The sequence below is a fragment of the Pseudomonas sp. MCal1 genome (genome assembly GCF_026341415.1).
Classification (GTDB): domain Bacteria; phylum Pseudomonadota; class Gammaproteobacteria; order Pseudomonadales; family Pseudomonadaceae; genus Aquipseudomonas.
This window is the reverse complement of sequence record NZ_JAKUMP010000015.1, coordinates 51523-69247: the sequence shown is the minus strand read 5'-3', so window position 1 is coordinate 69247 and position 17725 is coordinate 51523. Positions and strand designations below refer to the sequence as shown.

Sequence of the window (17725 nt, the reverse complement as noted above, 5' to 3'; positions counted from 1 at the left end):
TTTAGCCTTCGATTTCACGTTTCACCGCCCGGCGCACCGCTTTGAGTGTGGCGTTTTCAAAAGCGTTGTGCCCGGTGTGCAGCAGTCGGCAGTGGATGTTCATGCGTTGCCTGAGCCAGCGCACGCTGGCCATGCCATGGGTGTCGCGAATGCCCTGGATCAGCTGGGTGTTGTCATCGAGAGTCAGATCTTCATCCTCTGGCGTGAAGCCGTAGTTCTGCAGGTGGTAATGCAGTTCGAGGCGGATGGCGAGCACCGCTTCCTGATCGACAAAGCGCTCCAGGGTGTCGGGGCAGATCGTCTGCCCTGTGCGACGTAGAACAGCGTTCAACCATTCGATGGCGGCGCGGTGTTGCTGCGATGGGCGGCCTTCGCCGAGTATCCGGTAGATGTCCCTGGCGCGTTGGCCGGACGATGATTCTGGCGATTGCCTCAGCCCGTCATTGAGCGCCTGATCGTAAGCCCGGACATTGGCGGCAAACGGCACGAATACCGAAACCAGCGTGGTTTTCAGCAGGTGCTGCGGGTAACGCTGCTGGTACTGAATCGCCAGCCAACTGCCCCATGACACTCCCAACACACTGATTCTTTCGAAGCCGAAATGCTGGCGCAGGGCATCGATGTCTTCGACACACAACCCGGTGGTGTTGTACTGCAGCTCGCCGTAGGGCGTCGAGCGCCCGCAACCTCGTTGGTCAAACAGGATGATGTCGAACCGGCCCAGGTCGAAAAACTGCAGATGGTGACGACTGATACGTCCGCCGGGGCCGCCATGGAGGAAAAACACCGGTTCGTGTCCCGGAACACCATGGCGTTCCCAATAGAGCCGATGTCCGTCACCAGTCGGGTAATAACCTCGGCTGTGCAGGGAAAAGGTCATGACGCGTGAACCGTCAGACGATAAAACTGGAACAGCTCGACTTGCCCCGGCCGGGCCGCGACGCTGGATTCAAGTTTCAGGTGGTGGATGGAGGCAAGCCAGGTGACCGGGATCAGCACCGGGGTGTGACCGAAAACGAGGATCGTGCCGCCGGGCTTGACGCAGCGGATCAGCGACTCGAATGCGGTTTGCGCCTCTCGGCGGGTCAAGACTTCGGCGTTGAGGAAACGCAGGATCAAGACATCGCAGCGAATCCCGGTATCGAAGGCCTCACTCGCCTCCAGCACGTCGAACTCGACGGATGTTCCGCTGTGCCATCGCCTGGCATGTTCGATCATCGAGGCCGAGCGGTCACTGCCCAGGCAAAGACAATCGGGCAGGGCGCGGGCGAGATGGGCGATGAACGCGCCCGTTGAACAAGCCGGGTCGTAAACCAGTGCGCCTTTTTCAGTGATGGCCTGGAGCAGCCCGGCGCAGTATTCGCGCAGGTGGTGCTCGTCAGTGTTCAGCTGTTCGGCCAGTGATTCGTTGCCTTGCCAGAACTCTGCCGGGCAGACCGCTTCCCGGCCCGCCTCATCCAGCAGTGGAAAGGGAACCAGGATCTCGCTGTCAGCCTGATGCAATGCATGTTCGAAGACCTGCGTTTTCTCCGCGGGGGAGGCCGTTCGATAGCCGATCGACAAACCGTCATCCCCCCACAATGAATGCAGATGCGGGCCAAACAACATGCCGGGTTTGAGCACGCTGCTGGCCTGCCAGCGAAAATGCCGGTCACGTTGCAGGAGCTTGCGGCCGACCCAGAGCTCATCGCTCACCCGCAGGAAAAAAACCTGATGCAGTCCGCTGCCTCGCGGTTCGAGGAAGTGGCCAACAGCGCCGTTCTCATTGAGATGAAGGCGCATGGATCGGGCCAATGTCAGTTCCCGGGTGCGATCGAGTCGGTTCATGGGGCTCGCCTCTCCAGCGTACGGCCCCGGGCTTGCGGGATGACGACGTTGCCGCTGGAAACCACGAAGAAGCGCTCAAGGCCGGGGATCACCACGTTGAGCAGGGTGGTGTCGAGCTCGGTTCGTTGCAGGACGGCTGTACCCAGCGTACGGCCATGAATCCGCAGGTCTTGAGTCAGCAAGTACAGCTGGTTTTCCACTGACAGGTTTTTAGCGCAATCCGGCAGTCTCACCTCGTGTTGAACGCAGCGATGCAGCAGCGTCTGCGTATCGAACTGCGCGCAGCGCAGCAGGCGCGGGAAGGGTCGCAGGTTGCGTAACGCATTGGCCAGCGTCTGGCAGTATTCGGGTTCGGCGGCATTCAGTTGCAATTGCACCAGTTCAGTGAGCGCCCGCCATGCCGCGTGGCGCGGGTCGAGAGAGCTACCGCTGCCAAACACCTGTGGGTGAACGCCCGGCCTGGTCGTGAAGGCCAGAAAGGTCCGTACCTTGAATTCGGTGCTGATATCCACCAGGACGATCTCGCCGTCGATTTCCTGTTCGGCATCGGCCCACAGACGTCCGAGTGGGTCGCTTTCATTGAGACGCGCTACCCGTCGCAGCGGCGGATGGTTCTGGTAATAAAAATGATCGAGCAGAAACAACGACACGGCATCGCGCTCGATGCATTCGTTGGCGGCGTGCAGCATCGCTTCGTTGTAAGTGGCGCCAATCGCGGTGCCGCTGTTGCTGGCGTAGCGCCGCACGGCGCGGTAGTCCGCCATGCCCGGTGACGAGGGCAAACGTGAACCGTTCGGCGAAGTCAGCGCAACCGGATAGGAAAACCGGTCATGCCACGGCGGACAGACATAAGTCCGGCAGGCGATGCGCACGTTTTGCTGGCAGGTGAGCCTGTGCAGAAGCGAGTCATCGGCAAACATCGGCGCATCTTTGAAATAACCTTCTGTCTCGTGGTGAACATCGGAGGTACAGAGCTCATCGGTCCAGTAGTGTTCGAGTGCTTCATAAAGCGCACCCAGGTGTGCCTGATCGGCATAGCCTTTGCCGCAGCCACGGGCATGACGGTTGTCGCTGCCCTGCAGACTTGCGTGAACCGCAACGACTTTGCTGCCGAGGGTGCGGGTGTGCGGCGTGAGGCCCAGGCGTGAAAGTTCGGTATGAATACGCCGTTCTGCCTGATCGGCCGTGAGCTTACGCTCGGCCAACGTTGTCTTGTCCATGATTCCCTTCCTGGAAAGCCTGCGAGGGCGCAAGGCCCTCGCAGGTTCTGTCACTCGGCGTTCAGCTCTGCCTGTTCTTCCTCGGTCAGTTGCAGTGCTTCGATCTGCTCTGCCGAGGGCGCTTCCTGCTCTTCAAGTTCGTCGATGTGGTTGGCATTCCAGTTGCCCATATAGCCCATGATGTCGCTCCTAAGTTGTTGGGGGAGTGTGCTGTTGCAAGCACGAGCCGAATCTAAAAGCGCGGTGAGGGCGGGTCAAAAATGTCCAGACGTTTCCAGCAGCGGGTTTCAGCGGTGTCGAAATACGTACTGATAAAACGTGAATTGACGCCGGGCGGACGTGTTTCTGAGAGGGGTAGCCCTGCGTGGGAGCGGGCGAACCAGGCGAAAGGAATCAGCTGTCTCAGGTGTTCTATCTGTTGTCGCTGTCAGACGTTTCAGCGCAGGGGGGGAGGCAAATTCTTACTGAAGGATTTACGAGGCTGTATGCAGCACTTGTGCGGCGATTTTTCCCATGGAGTTTGAGAAAAAACCGCACAAATCGGCTTGGGGGTCAGTGCCGTTCCCGGTTCATCGCGGGAAACAGAGTTGCGGCCGTCACCGGTGTCACCGTGGACGTCCCGACGACCACTACCAGAGCGGCATCGATATTTTTGTGTTGTTGACCATTAATCGCTCCTGAGTCCGGCAGACGGGAACGTGCTTCGGCGTGGGTTTTATTGTTCGACGGGCAAGGGCCCGCCGGCAGGGTCGCCGAAAGGGGAGGGTGTAGAAAATGGAAATCCCGCAAAAACAGAAACGGCACCCGAAGGTGCCGTTTCTGTTCGTAGCCGACTATCGCTGAGCGATCAGCCCGCCAGGCCCGATTGCTGAACCAGTGTCAGCAATGGTTGCGGGTAGACGCCGAGGAAGAACGCGACAACGGCGATCGCCAGCAGCATCACGCCGCCTGCTTTCTGTTCCCAGTGCAGCTGGGCGTCGTGGCGGCGCAGGTTCGGTTCGATCAGGTACAGGGTCACCATCACGCGCAGGTAGTAGAACACACCGATTGCGCTGCCCAGTACCAGCGAACCTACCAGCCACCATTGGTGCGACTCGACACCGGTAGCGATGATGTAGAACTTGCCGATGAAGCCTGCGGTCAGCGGGATACCGGCCAGGGACAGCATCATCACGGTCAGTACGGCGGTCAGGTACGGACGGCGCCAGAACAGGCCGCGGTACTCGTACAGCGCATCTGCGTCACGGCCGTTGTACGGCGAGGACATCAGGGTGATCACGCCGAACGCGCCGAGGCTGGTGATCACGTAGGTGACCAGGTACACGCCGATGGCTTCCACCGCCAGACCCTTGCTCGCCACCAGTGCGATCAGCAGGTAGCCGAAGTGCGCGATGGAGGAGTAACCGAGCAGACGCTTGAGGTTGCTCTGGGTCAGGGCCAGCAGGTTACCGAACAGGATCGAGGCGATGGCGATGATGGTCAGCACGTTGCTCAGTACGCCACTGCTTGCGGCAGGGGAGATCTGGAACAGGCGAACCATGACCGCGAACACAGCCACTTTCGACGCGGTGGCGAGGAACGCGGCCACCGGCGCCGGAGCACCTTCGTACACGTCCGGCGTCCACAGGTGGAACGGTACCAGCGACAGTTTGAACGCCAGACCGATCAGCATCATGCCCAGACCCAGTTGCGCCAGCGAGCTTGGCAGGCCGGTTGCGGCCAGTGCCTGACCGATGCCGACGAAGCTCAGCGAACCCGAGTCTGCGTACAGCAGCGCCATACCGAACAGCAGGAACGCGGAACCGGCGGCCGACAGCACCATGTACTTGATGCCGGCTTCCAGCGAACGCTTGTTGAAGAAGGCGTAGGCCACCAGACCGTAGACCGGCACCGACAGCAGTTCCAGACCGATGAACAAGCCGGCCAGGTGCTGCGCGCTGACCAGAACCAGACCACCGGCGGCGGCCATCAGGATCAGCAGGTACAGTTCTTCACGGTTGCCCGGGTAACCCGAACCGCCATCGCCGAGATAGGCGTGGGCGAGGGTGACGCAAGCGAGGGTGGCGACCAGGATCAGCGCCATGTACAGGCAGGCAAAAGTGTCGATCTGCAGCAATGGAGTCACGGCCAGAGGCGCGACTTTCAGGGCCGGCAGGATCGACAGCAAGGCCAGGTTCAGGCCCGCCACCGAAATCAGGAAGGTCTGCGAGTGGTTGCGGCGCCAGGCGATTGCCAGCATCACCACGATAATGGTGAGGCTGGTGATCAACAGTGGCGCTAGCGCAATAAAGTGTTGAATCGTGAATTCCATAGCGCTCTTACCGGGCCGAAGCGAGTTGAGTGAAGGCGGTGCCGAGCCACTGCTGCACGCCATGCATCGTGGCGGCAGAGGTGTCGAGGAACGGTTGCGGGTAGACGCCGAGGTAGACCAGCAGCACCGCAAGGCCCAGCACCATGATCAGTTCGCGAGCGTCCATGCCGTGCAGGATCGAATCCGATTTGGACGGACCGAAGTAGGCACGGTGGATCATGATCAGCGAGTAGACCGAACCGAACACCAGACCGGAGGTGGCAATTGCGGTGATCCATGGCGCGCTGGCGAAGGTACCGATCAGGATCAGGAACTCGCCGACGAAGTTACCGGTGCCCGGCAGACCCAGCGAAGCGGCTGCGAAGAACAGGCTGATCGCCGGCAGGTATGCGATACGCGACCACAGACCGCCCATCTCACGCATGTCGCGAGTGTGCAGGCGCTCGTACAGCTGACCGCTGAGGATAAACAGCGCGGCTGCCGACAGACCGTGGGCCAGCATCTGGACCACGGCGCCTTGCAGCGCCAGTTGGCTGCCGGAGTAGATGCCGATCAGCACGAAGCCCATGTGGGAAACGGACGAAAAGGCGATCAGACGCTTGATGTCGGTTTGTGCGAAAGCGAGGAACGCACCATAGAAGATCCCGATCAGACCGAGAGTCATGGCGATCGGCGCGAACTCGGCCGAGGCGTTCGGGAACAGCGGCAGGGCGAAACGCAGCAGACCGTAGGCCGCGGTTTTCAGCAGGATACCGGCGAGGTCGACGGAACCTGCAGTCGGTGCCTGGGCGTGAGCGTCAGGCAGCCAGGAGTGGAACGGAACCACTGGCAGCTTGACCGCGAACGCGATGAAGAAGCCGAGCATCAGGATGTACTCGGTGGTCATCGACATCTTGGTCTTCAACAGATCGGCGTAATTGAAGGTGATCACGCCGGTGCTGTTGTAGTTGACCAGGACCAGACCCAGGATCGCCACCAGCATGATCAGGCCGGAAGCCTGAGTGAAGATGAAGAACTTGGTCGCGGCGTAGATACGGGTTTTCTTGCCGTCCGAAGAACTGTGACCCCAGAGCGCGATGAGGAAGTACATCGGCACCAGCATCATTTCCCAGAAGAAGAAGAACATGAACAGGTCGAGGGCGAGGAACACGCCGACGACGCCGCCCAGGATCCACATCAGGTTCAGGTGGAAGAAGCCAACGTGACGCTGGATCTCTTTCCACGAGCAGAGTACCGACAGGATGCCCAGCAGACCGGTCAGCAGGATCATCAGCAGCGACAGACCGTCGAGGGCCAGGTGCACGTTGATGCCGAAGCGCTGGATCCAGACGTGCTTGAACTCAAGCGCCCAGGTCGGATCGGCGCCAGGCGCCGGAGCAAATGAATAGTCACCGTGGGCCCACAGCCAGAGGCCGAGGGCGAGTTCCAGGGTCATGGTCAACAGCGCAATCCAGCGGGGGAGGGTAGCGCCGAAGCGCTCACCCATCCAGCACAGCAGGCCGCCGATGAAGGGGATCAGGATTAGCCAAGGCAGAATCATGACGGGCTCGTTTCCTTTCGCAAATTCGCAAGGTTCATATCAGACCGCTACCAGCACGACAGCACCGATGACCAACACGGCACCAGCAGCCATCGAAGCAGCGTACCAACGCAGTTGACCGGTTTCGGTACGGCTCAGGGCAGTGTGACCACCCTTGGCCATGCGCGGGATCAGACCGATGGTCTGGTCGAGCGGGTCTTTGCGCAGCATGTGGCTGATCGCAAGGTACGGCTTGACGAACAGTTTGTCGTAGATCCAGTCGAAGCCCCAGGCAGCGAACCACCAGGCCGAAAGGAGACGGCCGATGCCGCTGTTGGCGATCGCGGTCACGAAGCGACGCTTGCCAAGGAACAGCAGGGCCGCCAGAAGGATACCGGCCAGGGCGATGGCGCCCGAGGCGATTTCCAGGCTGTGCTTGGCTTCGCCACCGGCATGGCCAACGCTCTCGGGCAGTACGCCGTGCAGCGGTGGAACGATCATGGCGCCGACGAAGGTCGACAGCACGATCAGCACCGACAGCGGCAGCCAGTGAGCGATGCCGTGACCGGCGTGGGCTTCGGTCTTGGCTTCACCGTGGAACGCGATGAAGATCAGGCGGAAGGTGTACAGCGACGTCATGAATGCGCCGACCAGACCTGCATAGAGCAGACCGTGGTTGCCGCTGGCGAACGCTTCCCAGAGGATTTCGTCCTTGGAGTAGAAACCTGCGGTCACCAGCGGCAGGGCGGCCAGGGCGGCACCACCGACGATGAAGCTGGCGTAGGCCAGCGGCAGTTTCTTCCACAGGCCGCCCATCTTGAAGATGTTCTGCTCGTGGTGGCAGGCAACGATCACCGCACCGGAGGCAAGGAACAGCAGGGCCTTGAAGAAGGCGTGGGTCATCAGGTGGAAGATCGCGCCTTCCCAGGCGCCAACGCCCAGCGCCAGGAACATGTAGCCGATCTGGCTCATGGTCGAGTAGGCGAGGATACGTTTGATGTCGGTTTGCACCAGCGCGGCGAAACCGGCCAGTACCAGGGTCACGCCACCGACGATGCCGACCAGGTGCAGGATATCCGGCGCCAGGGCGAACAGACCGTGGGTACGGGCGATCAGGTAGACACCCGCAGTCACCATGGTTGCAGCGTGGATCAGTGCCGAAACCGGGGTAGGACCGGCCATCGCGTCCGCAAGCCAGGTCTGCAGCGGCAGTTGAGCCGACTTGCCGACTGCACCACCCAGCAGCATCAGGGTCGCCAGCACGATCCAGAAATCGCCGACCTTGAAGTGCTCAGGCGCCTTCACCAGCAGTTCCTGGACGTTCAGCGTGCCCAGTTGCTGGAACAGGATGAACAGGCCGATCGCCATGAACACGTCGCCGATGCGGGTGACGATGAAGGCTTTGAGTGCGGCGTTACCGTTGTTGCGGTTGCTGTAGTAGAAACCGATCAACAGGTACGAGCACAGGCCCACGCCTTCCCAACCGAAGTAGATGAACAGCAGGTTATCGCCCAGGATCAGGAACAGCATGCTGGCGATAAACAGGTTGGTGTACGAGAAGAAGCGCGAGTAACCGTCTTCGCCACGCATGTACCAGGAGGCAAACAGGTGGATCAGGAAGCCGACACCGACGACCACACCGAGCATGGTCACGGACAGACCATCCAGGTACAGCGCAAAGTCAGGCTGGAAACCTTCCACCGATATCCAGCGCCACAGCACCTGGGTGTAGACGCCACCTTCCGGTGGAGCGACGTTGAACTGCCAGATCACGTAAGCCGCGACGATGGCAGACAGGCCGATGGAGCCGACACCGATCAGCGCCGACAGGTTTTCCGAGAAGCGGCCGCGCGAGAACGACAGCAACAGAAACCCGATCAGAGGGAATACGAAAGTCAGAAAGAGTAGGTTCATCCGCGCATCTCACTGGCAGCGTCGATATCGAGCGTGTGGAAGCGGCGATACAGTTGCAGCAGGATCGCCAGGCCGATACTGGCTTCGGCGGCTGCAAGGCTGATCACCAGGATGAACATGATCTGTCCATCCGGTTGCGCCCAGCGGGCGCCCGCGACGATGAAGGCCAGTGCAGAGGCGTTCATCATCACTTCCAGACTCATCAACACGAACAAAATGTTGCGGCGGACCATCAGGCCGACCAGACCAAGGCAGAACAGGATGCCGGCAACGGCCAGGCCATGCTCCATAGGTATAGAACCGAGAGGGATAACAGGCATGTTCTACTCCTTAGCCTCATTACGGCCCAAATGGAACGCCGTGACGGCTGCAGCGAGCAGCAGCATCGAGGCGAGTTCGACCACCAGCAGGTACGGACCGAACAGGCTGATGCCCACGGCTTTCGCGTCAACGGTGGTTTGACCGATGGCCTGACCGCTCTGGTGAGCGAACAGCACATACAGCAGTTCGGCCAGCAGCAGGGCGGCGAGAATCACCGGTCCTGCCCAGATGCCGGGCTTGAGCCAGGTGCGTTCCTGCTGAACCGAGGCCGGGCCAAGGTTCAGCATCATCACCACGAACACGAACAGCACCATGATGGCGCCGGCGTAGGCGATCACTTCCAGCACGCCGGCGAACGGTGCGCCGAGGGCGAAGAAGGTCATGGCCACGGAGATCAGCGAAATGATCAGGTAGAGCAGGGCGTGCACAGGATTGGTGTTGGTGACCACACGCAGTGTGGACACAACAGCGATACCCGATGCGAAATAGAAAGCGAATTCCATCGTTCTTCCTTAAGGCAGCAAGCTCTTCACGTTGATCGGCTCGGCTTCGTTTTGTGCGGCGCCTTTCGGCTTGCCCGCAACGGCCATACCTGCAACACGATAGAAGTTGTAATCAGGGTTTTTGCCGGGGCCGGAGATCAGCAGATCTTCTTTCTCGTACACCAGGTCCTGACGTTTGAACTCGGCCATTTCGAAATCCGGGGTCAACTGGATCGCGGTGGTCGGGCAGGCTTCCTCGCAGAGACCGCAGAAAATGCAGCGCGAGAAGTTGATACGGAAGAAGTCCGGGTACCAGCGGCCGTCTTCGGTTTCAGCTTTCTGCAGCGAGATGCAACCCACCGGGCATGCCACGGCGCACAGGTTGCAGGCTACGCAGCGTTCTTCGCCATCGGGGTCGCGGGTCAGGACGATGCGGCCACGGTAGCGTGGCGGCAGGTAGACCGGCTCTTCCGGGTATTGCAGGGTGTCGCGCTTGCGAAAGCCATGGCCGAAGATCATGACCAGGCTGCGCAACTGGGTACCGGTACCCTTAACGATGTCGCCAATATATTTGAACATGGGTCAAATCCTCACTGAACCGCAACCGCAGGCGTGTTCCACAACACGATTGCAGCGGTCACCAGCAAATTGATCAGGGTCAGTGGCAGGCAGAATTTCCAGCTGAAATCCATCACCTGGTCATAACGCGGACGCGGGATGGAAGCGCGCAGCAGAATGAACAGCATGATGAAGAACGCAGTCTTCAGTGCGAACCAGACGAAGGACAGTTGCGGCAGGATGCCGAACGGACCGTGCCAGCCACCGAAGAACAGGGTGACCAGCAGCGCCGAGATCAGGATGATGCCGATGTATTCACCGACGAAGAACATGCCCCATTTCATACCGGCGTATTCAATGTGGTAACCGTCGGCCAGTTCCTGTTCCGCTTCCGGCTGGTCGAACGGGTGACGGTGAGTCACGGCCACGCCAGCGATGAAGAAGGTACAGAAGCCGAAGAACTGCGGAATGATGAACCACAGGTTCTGCGCCTGGTACTCGACGATGTCGCGCATGTTGAACGAGCCGACCTGCACCACGATGCCCATCAGGGCCAGGCCCATGAACACTTCGTAGGACACGGTCTGCGCCGAGGCACGCAAGCTGCCGAGCAGGGCGAACTTGTTGTTACTCGACCAGCCGGCGAACAGCACCGCGTAGACCGAAAGACCGGCCATGGCGAAGAAGAACAGCAGGCCGATGTTCAGATCCGCCACGCCCCAGGTCGGGGTGATCGGGATGATCGCGAAAGCGATCAGCAGGGCGGACATGGCCACCACCGGTGCCAGGGTGAAGATCACCTTGTCGGCAAACGGCGGGGTCCAGTCTTCCTTGAAGAACATCTTCAGCATGTCGGCTGCGATCTGGAACATGCCGAACGGGCCGACACGGTTCGGACCGTAACGGTCCTGCCACCAGCCCAGCAGGCGACGCTCGACAAAGCTGAGCAACGCGCCTGCGACCACCACGGCCAGCAGGATCACGATGGCTTTGATGACCGTCAGGATCACATCGATCACTTCAGGGGTGAACCAGGTCATTGCGCTGCCTCCTGCAGACCATCAACGGATACGCCGGCGAATGCCGGTGGAATGCCGGCGATGCCCGCAGGCAATGCCACCAGACCTGCGCCCAGTTCTTCATTGATGCGCAGCGGCAGACGCAGGGTCTGGCCGGCAACATTGAGGCTCAGCAGTGCGCCGTCGTTGACGCCCAGGCGATCCGCTTCGGACTTGGCCAGAGCAACGTAAGCCGCCGGAATGCGTTCCTGAACCGGAGCAGCCTTCGAAGAGGTTTCTTCGCTGCCGAACAGGTGGAAAAACGGCACGGCTTGCCAGGTGCCCGGCGCCGGGTTGAACGCACGTGGCGCAGCGGCGAACCAGTTCAGCGAATCACCGGTGCTTTCGATCAGGCGGGTGCCCGGATCGCCAGCACGCAGGTGACCACCGACTTCGTCCTGGAACTTGTTCCAGGCTTGCGGCGAGTTCCAGCCCGGCGACCATGCAAAAGGAACCTGCTGACGCGGTTCGGCGGAGCCCGAGTAACCTTCCATCGAGAAGGCGAACGCGGTGTCCTTGTCTTGCGGGGTGCGTGGTTCGTGAACGCTGATGTCGGCGCGCATTGCGGTGCGACCGGAATAACGCAGCGGCTCACGCGCCAGTTTCAGACCCTTGATGCGGAACGCAGCGGACGGAGCGGCATCGACGATGCGCGCCAGTTGCTCGGTGCTCGAAGCGACGGCAGCGGTGACGTGGTCGAGTTGCGTCCAGTCGATCGGCTGGTTCAGCAGCGTCGAGCGCAGGGCGTGCAGCCAGCGCCAGCCTTCGTGGACCAGAATGCTCGCGTCCATGTATTGCGGGTCGAAAACCTGGAAGAAGCGCTGGGCGCGACCTTCCTGGCTGACCAGCGTACCGTCGCCTTCAGCGAAGCTGGCGGCTGGCAGAACCAGGTGCGCGCGATCGCTGGTGGCGGTCTTCTGATGGTCGGCAACGATCACTACTTTCGCAGCGTTGAGTGCCGCATCGACCTTGGCTTTGGCAGTGCGGGTGTACAGATCGTTTTCCAGCACGACGATGGCGTCGGCCTTGCCGTCGATCACAGCTTGCAGCGCGGCATCAACCGATTCGCCACCGAGCATGGCCAGGCCGAGGCTGTTGGCTTCCGGCACGATCAGGCTGATCGAACCGTTCTTCTCACGCAGCTTCAGGGCCTTGGCGATGTTCGCCGCAGCTTCGATCAGGGCTTTGGAGCCCAGCGAAGTACCGGCGATGATCAGCGGACGCTTGGCAGCGAGCAGGGCGTCGGCGATGCGCTTGGCCAGTTCCAGGGCTTCGGCGTCCAGACCTTCAACGGCAGGCGCGCTGGCGTCCAGGGCGTGAGCCACGGCGAAACCGAGGCGGGCCAGATCGTCCGGAGCGGCGTGTACACACTCTTCGGCGATGTCGTCGAGCTTGGTTTCAGCCAGGCTGGCGATGAACAGCGGGTTCAGCTCGTGCTGACCGATGTTCTTCACCGCGGCGTCGAGCCAAGGCTGGACGCGCATGGCTTCGGCCATGTCTTCGGCCTTGCCTTTGACCGACTGACGCAGGGCCAGGGCCATGCGGGCGGCAGTTTGGGTCAGGTCTTCACCGAGGACGAACACGGCGTCGTGGTCTTCGATGTCGCGCATGTTTGGCACGGGCAGCGGGCTGTCTTTCAGCACTTGCAGGACCAGACGGATGCGCTCCAGCTCGGAGGCTTCGATACCGGAATAGAAGTGCTCGGCGCCGACCAGTTCACGCAACGCGTAGTTGCTTTCGAGGCTGGCACGCGGCGAACCGATACCGACGATGTTGCGACCGCGCAGCAGGTCGGCGGCTTTGTCCAGCGCAGCATCCAGCCCAAGCTTGGTGCCGTCGGCCAGCATTGGCTGACGTGGACGGTCGGCGCGGTTGACGTAGCCATAACCGAAACGGCCACGGTCGCACAGGAAGTACTGGTTCACCGAACCGTTGTAACGGTTTTCGATGCGACGCAGTTCGCCGTAACGCTCGCCCGGGGAGATGTTGCAACCGCTCGAGCAGCCATGGCAGATGCTCGGCGAGAACTGCATGTCCCACTTGCGGTTGTAGCGCTCGGAGTGAGTCTTGTCGGTGAACACACCGGTCGGGCAGACCTCGGTGAGGTTGCCGGAGAACTCGCTTTCCAGCGTGCCGTCTTCAACGCGACCGAAATACACGTTGTCGTGGGCGCCGTACACACCGAGGTCGGTGCCGCCGGCGTAGTCCTTGTAGAAACGCACGCAGCGGTAGCAGGCGATGCAACGGTTCATTTCGTGGGAAATGAACGGGCCCAGATCCTGGTTCTGGTGGGTGCGCTTGGTGAAGCGATAACGGCGCTCGTTGTGGCCGGTCATCACCGTCATGTCTTGCAGGTGGCAGTGACCGCCTTCCTCGCACACAGGGCAGTCGTGCGGGTGGTTGGTCATCAGCCATTCAACGACACTGGCGCGGAACGCCTTGGATTCTTCATCGTCGATGGAGATCCAGGTGTTGTCGGTGGCAGGGGTCATGCAGGACATGACGATGCGACCACGGGTGTCGTTCTCGTCGGTGTACTGCTTGACCGCGCACTGGCGGCAGGCCCCGACGCTTCCAAGCGCGGGGTGCCAGCAGAAATAAGGGATGTCGAGGCCCAGCGACAGACATGCCTGTAACAGGTTGTCTGCCCCGTCGACTTCGAGCGCTTTGCCGTCTACGTGGATAGTGGCCATGGTTCAAAGGTCTTCGTTGGCCCGGTGTCAGCGGGCGTGGCTAATGGAATCTTGTTATCCGTCCGAATCCAGTCAGCCCCGAAAGGCGTCATCGGACGAAAGGCGAAGGGCACGGACCCTTCGCCTTTTAAGCGTTTACGCGCCGACTGTGATCGGCTTCGCCAGAGGCGGGACGGCGGCGCTTGCAGGCGCGATACCGGCTTCGAACTCTGGACGGAAGTATTTGATGGCACTGCCCAACGGCTCCACGGCACCCGGTGCGTGAGCACAGAAGGTCTTGCCCGGGCCGAGGAAGTTGACCAGACCCAGCAGGGTCTCGATGTCGCCTGGCTGGCCGCGGCCTTGCTCGATGGCCATCAGCAGCTTGACGCTCCATGGCAGGCCATCACGGCAAGGGGTGCAGAAACCGCAGGATTCGCGAGCGAAGAACTGCTCCATGTTGCGCAGCAGGGACACCATGTTGACGCTGTCGTCCACCGCCATGGCCAGGCCGGTACCCATACGGGTGCCCACTTTGGCGATGCCGCCGGCGTACATTTGTGCGTCGAGGTGTTCCGGCAACAGGAAACCGGTACCGGCGCCGCCTGGCTGCCAGGCCTTGAGCTTGTAACCGTCGCGCATGCCGCCGGCGTAGTCTTCGAACAGCTCGCGACCGGTCACGCCGAATGGCAGTTCCCACAGGCCCGGGTTCTTGACCTTGCCGGAGAAGCCCATGAGCTTGGTGCCCATGTCTTCACTGCCGTCACGGGCCAACGATTTGTACCAGTCCACGCCGTCGGCAATGATCGCCGGCACGTTGCACAGGGTTTCAACGTTGTTCACGCAGGTCGGCTTGCCCCACACGCCAACGGCGGCAGGGAAGGGCGGCTTGGAGCGCGGGTTGGCGCGGCGGCCTTCGAGGGAGTTGATCAGTGCGGTTTCTTCACCGCAGATGTAACGCCCGGCGCCGGTGTGGACGAACAGCTCGAAATCGAAGCCGCTGCCCAGAATGTTCTTGCCCAGCAGGCCCGCTGCCTTGGCTTCTTCCACGGCACGGTTCAGGTGCTTGGCGGCGGTGGTGTACTCGCCACGCAGGAAGATGTAGCCACGATAGGTTTTCAGCGCGCGGGCGCTGATCAGCATGCCCTCGATCAGCAGATGAGGCAGTTGCTCCATCAGCATGCGGTCTTTCCAGGTGTTCGGCTCCATTTCATCCGCGTTGCACAGCAGGTAGCGGATGTTGATGGATTCGTCCTTGGGCATCAGGCCCCACTTCACGCCAGTGGGGAAGCCTGCACCACCACGACCCTTGAGACCGGCGTCCTTCACGGTCTGGACGATGTCGTCCGGTCCCATGTCGGCGAAGGCCTTGCGCGCAGCGGCGTAACCGTTCTTGGCCTGGTACTCGTCGAGCCATACGGCTTCGCCGTCGTCACGCAGGCGCCAGGTCAGCGGGTGAGTCTCGGCCGAACGCTGAATGCGGTTGGCCGGGCCGAAAGAAGTCAGGGTCATACGTAGCCCTCGAGCAGTTTGGCGACGCCGGCAGGCTGGACATCGCCAAAGGTGTCGTCATCGATCATCAGCGCCGGTGCCTTGTCGCAGTTGCCGAGGCAGCAGACCGGCAGCAGGGTGAAGCGACCGTCGGCGGTGGTCTGACCCAGGCCGATACCCAGGTTGTTCTGGATTTCGCTGACCACCGACTCGTGGCCGCCGATGTAGCAGACCATGCTGTCGCAGACGCGAATGATGTGACGGCCGACCGGTTGACGGAAGATCTGGCTGTAAAACGTGGCGACGCCTTCAACGTCGCTGGCCGGGATGCCGAGGATCTCGCCGATGGCGTACAGAGCGCCGTCCGGCACCCAGCCGCGTTCCTTCTGGACGATCTTCAGGGCTTCGATCGACGCCGCGCGCGGGTCTTCGTAGTGATGCAGCTCGTGCTCGATGGCCGAGCGCTCGGTTTCACTCAGGGTGAAACGGTCTGTCTGGATAAGCGTGCTGTTCATGCTTAGCGGTCCACGTCGGCCATAACGAAGTCGATACTACCCAGGTACGCAATCAGGTCCGCGACCATGCTGCCTTTGATCACCGAAGGGATCTGCTGCAGGTGGGCGAAGCTCGGAGTACGGATCCGGGTACGGTAGCTCATGGTGCCGCCGTCGCTCGTCAGGTAATAACTGTTGATGCCCTTGGTCGCTTCGATCATCTGGAAGGATTCGTTGGCCGGCATGACCGGGCCCCACGAAACTTGCAGGAAGTGCGTGATCAAGGTTTCGATGTGCTGCAGCGTGCGCTCTTTCGGCGGCGGCGTGGTCAGCGGGTGATCCGCCTTGTACGGGCCTTCCGGCATGTTGCGCAGGCACTGGTCGATGATCCTGACGCTCTGGCGCATCTCTTCGACGCGAACCATGCAGCGGTCGTAGGCATCACCGTTGGCGGCCAGCGGCACTTCGAACTCGAAGTTCTCGTAGCCGGAGTACGGACGCGCTTTACGCAGGTCGAAGTCGCAACCGGTGGAACGCAGGCCGGCACCGGTGACGCCCCATTCCAGGGCCTCTTTGGTGTTGTACTGGGCAACGCCGATGGTACGACCCTTGAGGATGCTGTTCTGCAGGGCGGCCTTGGTGTATTCGTCGAGGCGCTTCGGCAGCCATTCAACGAAGTCTTTCACCAGTTTGTCCCAGCCGCGCGGCAGGTCGTGGGCGACGCCACCGATGCGGTACCAGGCCGGGTGCAGACGGAAACCGGTGATGGCTTCAATCACCGTGTACGCCTTCTGACGGTCGGTGAAGGTGAAGAACACCGGAGTCATGGCGCCGACGTCCTGGATGTAGGTACCCAGGAACAGCAGGTGGCTGGTGATCCGGAAGAACTCGGCCATCATGATGCGGATGACGTCGACCTTCTCCGGCACCTTGATGCCGGCCAGTTTCTCGACCGAGAGCACGTACGGCAGGTTGTTCATCACGCCGCCGAGGTAGTCGATACGGTCGGTGTACGGAATGAAACTGTGCCAGGACTGACGCTCGGCCATCTTTTCGGCGCCACGGTGGTGGTAACCGATGTCCGGAACGCAATCGACGATTTCTTCACCGTCCAGTTGCAGGATGATGCGGAACGCACCGTGAGCCGAAGGGTGGTTCGGACCCAGGTTGAGGAACATATAGTCCTCGTTCGGGCCGGAACGCTTCATGCCCCAGTCTTCAGGACGGAAGCGCGCGGCTTCTTCCTCAAGCTGTTGCTTGGCCAGGTTCAGGCTGAACGGGTCGAATTCGGTGGCGCGCGCCGGGAAGTCCTTGCGCAGCGGGTGACCTTCCCAGGTCGGCGGCATCATGATGCGCGACAGGTGCGGGTGACCTTTGAAGTCGATGCCGTACATGTCCCAGACTTCACGCTCGTACCAGTTGGCGTTCGGCCAGATGCTGGTGACGGTCGGCAAGCTGAGGTCGCTCTCGGACAAGGCGACCTTGATCATCACGTCACTATTACGTTCCAGCGACATGAGGTGATAGAACACGGTGAAATCGGCACCGCCCGGCAGCCCTTGACGCTTGGTGCGCAGACGCTCGTCCACGCCGTGCAGGTCATAGAGCATGACGTACGGCTTGGGCAGGTTGCGCAGGAAAGTCAGGACTTCGACGAGTTTGGCGCGCGCGACCCACAGCACCGGCATGCCGGTGCGGGTCGGCTGAGCGGTGAACGCTTCGGCGCCAAAACGGTTGTTCAGTTCGACGACCACATCCTGGTCGTCTGCCTTATAAGGCGGGATGTACAGAGCACTGCCTGTAGTCATGGTTATTTTTTCGCTTTCGGTCAACGTAAAGAATGAAGCCAGCTTCTCGT

At 61.1% G+C, this 17725-nt stretch carries 15 protein-coding genes; all 15 read right to left on the bottom strand.

The window, feature by feature from the left end:
- Position 1: 1 nt before the first annotated feature.
- A complete protein-coding gene (locus MKZ87_RS23330; RefSeq protein ID WP_085703245.1) occupies positions 2 to 880 on the bottom strand; it encodes an alpha/beta fold hydrolase in 879 nt (292 codons plus the stop codon).
- Positions 877 to 1794 (bottom strand): class I SAM-dependent methyltransferase, encoded by a 918-nt coding sequence (locus MKZ87_RS23325; protein ID WP_227232940.1) that lies wholly within the window; start codon positions 1792 to 1794, stop codon positions 877 to 879. The genes MKZ87_RS23330 and MKZ87_RS23325 overlap by 4 nt, the downstream gene beginning before the upstream one ends.
- A 29-nt stretch (positions 1795 to 1823) precedes the next feature.
- Entirely contained in the window at positions 1824 to 3047 is a 1224-nt protein-coding gene (locus MKZ87_RS23320) for a YcaO-like family protein (RefSeq protein ID WP_085703243.1), read from the bottom strand.
- 50 nt (positions 3048 to 3097) lie between these two features.
- Positions 3098 to 3226 (bottom strand): hypothetical protein, encoded by a 129-nt coding sequence (locus tag MKZ87_RS23315; RefSeq protein WP_256574697.1) that lies wholly within the window; start codon positions 3224 to 3226, stop codon positions 3098 to 3100.
- Positions 3227 to 3894: 668 nt separating this feature from the next.
- Positions 3895 to 5358 (bottom strand): NADH-quinone oxidoreductase subunit NuoN, encoded by a 1464-nt coding sequence (gene nuoN / locus MKZ87_RS23310; RefSeq protein WP_011334964.1) that lies wholly within the window; start codon positions 5356 to 5358, stop codon positions 3895 to 3897.
- 7 nt (positions 5359 to 5365) lie between these two features.
- Complete coding sequence (gene nuoM / locus MKZ87_RS23305; RefSeq protein ID WP_085699097.1) at positions 5366 to 6898, bottom strand: NADH-quinone oxidoreductase subunit M; 1533 nt, start codon at positions 6896 to 6898, stop codon at positions 5366 to 5368.
- Positions 6899 to 6937: 39 nt separating this feature from the next.
- Positions 6938 to 8791: an NADH-quinone oxidoreductase subunit L gene (gene nuoL / locus MKZ87_RS23300; RefSeq protein WP_085699099.1), complete on the bottom strand. Its 1854-nt coding sequence runs from the start codon at positions 8789 to 8791 to the stop codon at positions 6938 to 6940.
- Positions 8788 to 9111, bottom strand: a complete 324-nt coding sequence (gene nuoK / locus MKZ87_RS23295; RefSeq protein ID WP_085699101.1) for an NADH-quinone oxidoreductase subunit NuoK — start codon at positions 9109 to 9111, stop codon at positions 8788 to 8790. The genes nuoL and nuoK overlap by 4 nt, the downstream gene beginning before the upstream one ends.
- 3 nt (positions 9112 to 9114) lie before the next feature.
- Entirely contained in the window at positions 9115 to 9615 is a 501-nt protein-coding gene (nuoJ, locus tag MKZ87_RS23290; RefSeq protein WP_085690004.1) for an NADH-quinone oxidoreductase subunit J, read from the bottom strand.
- Between the two features lie 9 nt (positions 9616 to 9624).
- On the bottom strand, positions 9625 to 10173 hold the full coding sequence (gene nuoI, locus MKZ87_RS23285; RefSeq protein ID WP_085690002.1) for an NADH-quinone oxidoreductase subunit NuoI: 549 nt from the start codon (positions 10171 to 10173) through the stop codon (positions 9625 to 9627).
- Between the two features lie 11 nt (positions 10174 to 10184).
- On the bottom strand, positions 10185 to 11192 hold the full coding sequence (gene nuoH / locus MKZ87_RS23280; RefSeq protein ID WP_007951460.1) for an NADH-quinone oxidoreductase subunit NuoH: 1008 nt from the start codon (positions 11190 to 11192) through the stop codon (positions 10185 to 10187).
- A complete protein-coding gene (gene nuoG, locus MKZ87_RS23275; RefSeq protein ID WP_266202036.1) occupies positions 11189 to 13903 on the bottom strand; it encodes an NADH-quinone oxidoreductase subunit NuoG in 2715 nt (904 codons plus the stop codon). The genes nuoH and nuoG overlap by 4 nt, the downstream gene beginning before the upstream one ends.
- 135 nt (positions 13904 to 14038) lie before the next feature.
- The gene (nuoF, locus tag MKZ87_RS23270) at positions 14039 to 15394 is read right to left on the bottom strand and encodes an NADH-quinone oxidoreductase subunit NuoF (protein ID WP_085699105.1); all 1356 of its coding nucleotides are present in this window, start codon (positions 15392 to 15394) and stop codon (positions 14039 to 14041) included.
- Positions 15391 to 15888, bottom strand: coding sequence for an NADH-quinone oxidoreductase subunit NuoE (nuoE, locus tag MKZ87_RS23265; protein ID WP_003223804.1), 498 nt, complete (start codon positions 15886 to 15888; stop codon positions 15391 to 15393). The genes nuoF and nuoE overlap by 4 nt, the downstream gene beginning before the upstream one ends.
- Before the next feature lie 2 nt (positions 15889 to 15890).
- Positions 15891 to 17675: an NADH-quinone oxidoreductase subunit C/D gene (nuoC, locus tag MKZ87_RS23260; RefSeq protein WP_085699107.1), complete on the bottom strand. Its 1785-nt coding sequence runs from the start codon at positions 17673 to 17675 to the stop codon at positions 15891 to 15893.
- Between the last annotated feature and the right edge of the window lie 50 nt (positions 17676 to 17725).

What these genes read in the sequence shown, in the direction of transcription:
- MKZ87_RS23330 (WP_085703245.1), bottom strand. Translation starts at nt 880, where the DNA reads ATGACCTTTTCCCTGCACAGCCGAGGTTATTACCCGACTGGTGACGGA.
- MKZ87_RS23320 (WP_085703243.1), bottom strand. Translation starts at nt 3,047, where the DNA reads ATGGACAAGACAACGTTGGCCGAGCGTAAGCTCACGGCCGATCAGGCA.
- MKZ87_RS23315 (WP_256574697.1), bottom strand. Translation starts at nt 3,226, where the DNA reads ATGGGCTATATGGGCAACTGGAATGCCAACCACATCGACGAACTTGAA.
- nuoN (WP_011334964.1), bottom strand. Translation starts at nt 5,358, where the DNA reads ATGGAATTCACGATTCAACACTTTATTGCGCTAGCGCCACTGTTGATC.
- nuoM (WP_085699097.1), bottom strand. Translation starts at nt 6,898, where the DNA reads ATGATTCTGCCTTGGCTAATCCTGATCCCCTTCATCGGCGGCCTGCTG.
- nuoL (WP_085699099.1), bottom strand. Translation starts at nt 8,791, where the DNA reads ATGAACCTACTCTTTCTGACTTTCGTATTCCCTCTGATCGGGTTTCTG.
- nuoK (WP_085699101.1), bottom strand. Translation starts at nt 9,111, where the DNA reads ATGCCTGTTATCCCTCTCGGTTCTATACCTATGGAGCATGGCCTGGCC.
- nuoJ (WP_085690004.1), bottom strand. Translation starts at nt 9,615, where the DNA reads ATGGAATTCGCTTTCTATTTCGCATCGGGTATCGCTGTTGTGTCCACA.
- nuoI (WP_085690002.1), bottom strand. Translation starts at nt 10,173, where the DNA reads ATGTTCAAATATATTGGCGACATCGTTAAGGGTACCGGTACCCAGTTG.
- nuoH (WP_007951460.1), bottom strand. Translation starts at nt 11,192, where the DNA reads ATGACCTGGTTCACCCCTGAAGTGATCGATGTGATCCTGACGGTCATC.
- nuoG (WP_266202036.1), bottom strand. Translation starts at nt 13,903, where the DNA reads ATGGCCACTATCCACGTAGACGGCAAAGCGCTCGAAGTCGACGGGGCA.
- nuoF (WP_085699105.1), bottom strand. Translation starts at nt 15,394, where the DNA reads ATGACCCTGACTTCTTTCGGCCCGGCCAACCGCATTCAGCGTTCGGCC.
- nuoE (WP_003223804.1), bottom strand. Translation starts at nt 15,888, where the DNA reads ATGAACAGCACGCTTATCCAGACAGACCGTTTCACCCTGAGTGAAACC.
- nuoC (WP_085699107.1), bottom strand. Translation starts at nt 17,675, where the DNA reads ATGACTACAGGCAGTGCTCTGTACATCCCGCCTTATAAGGCAGACGAC.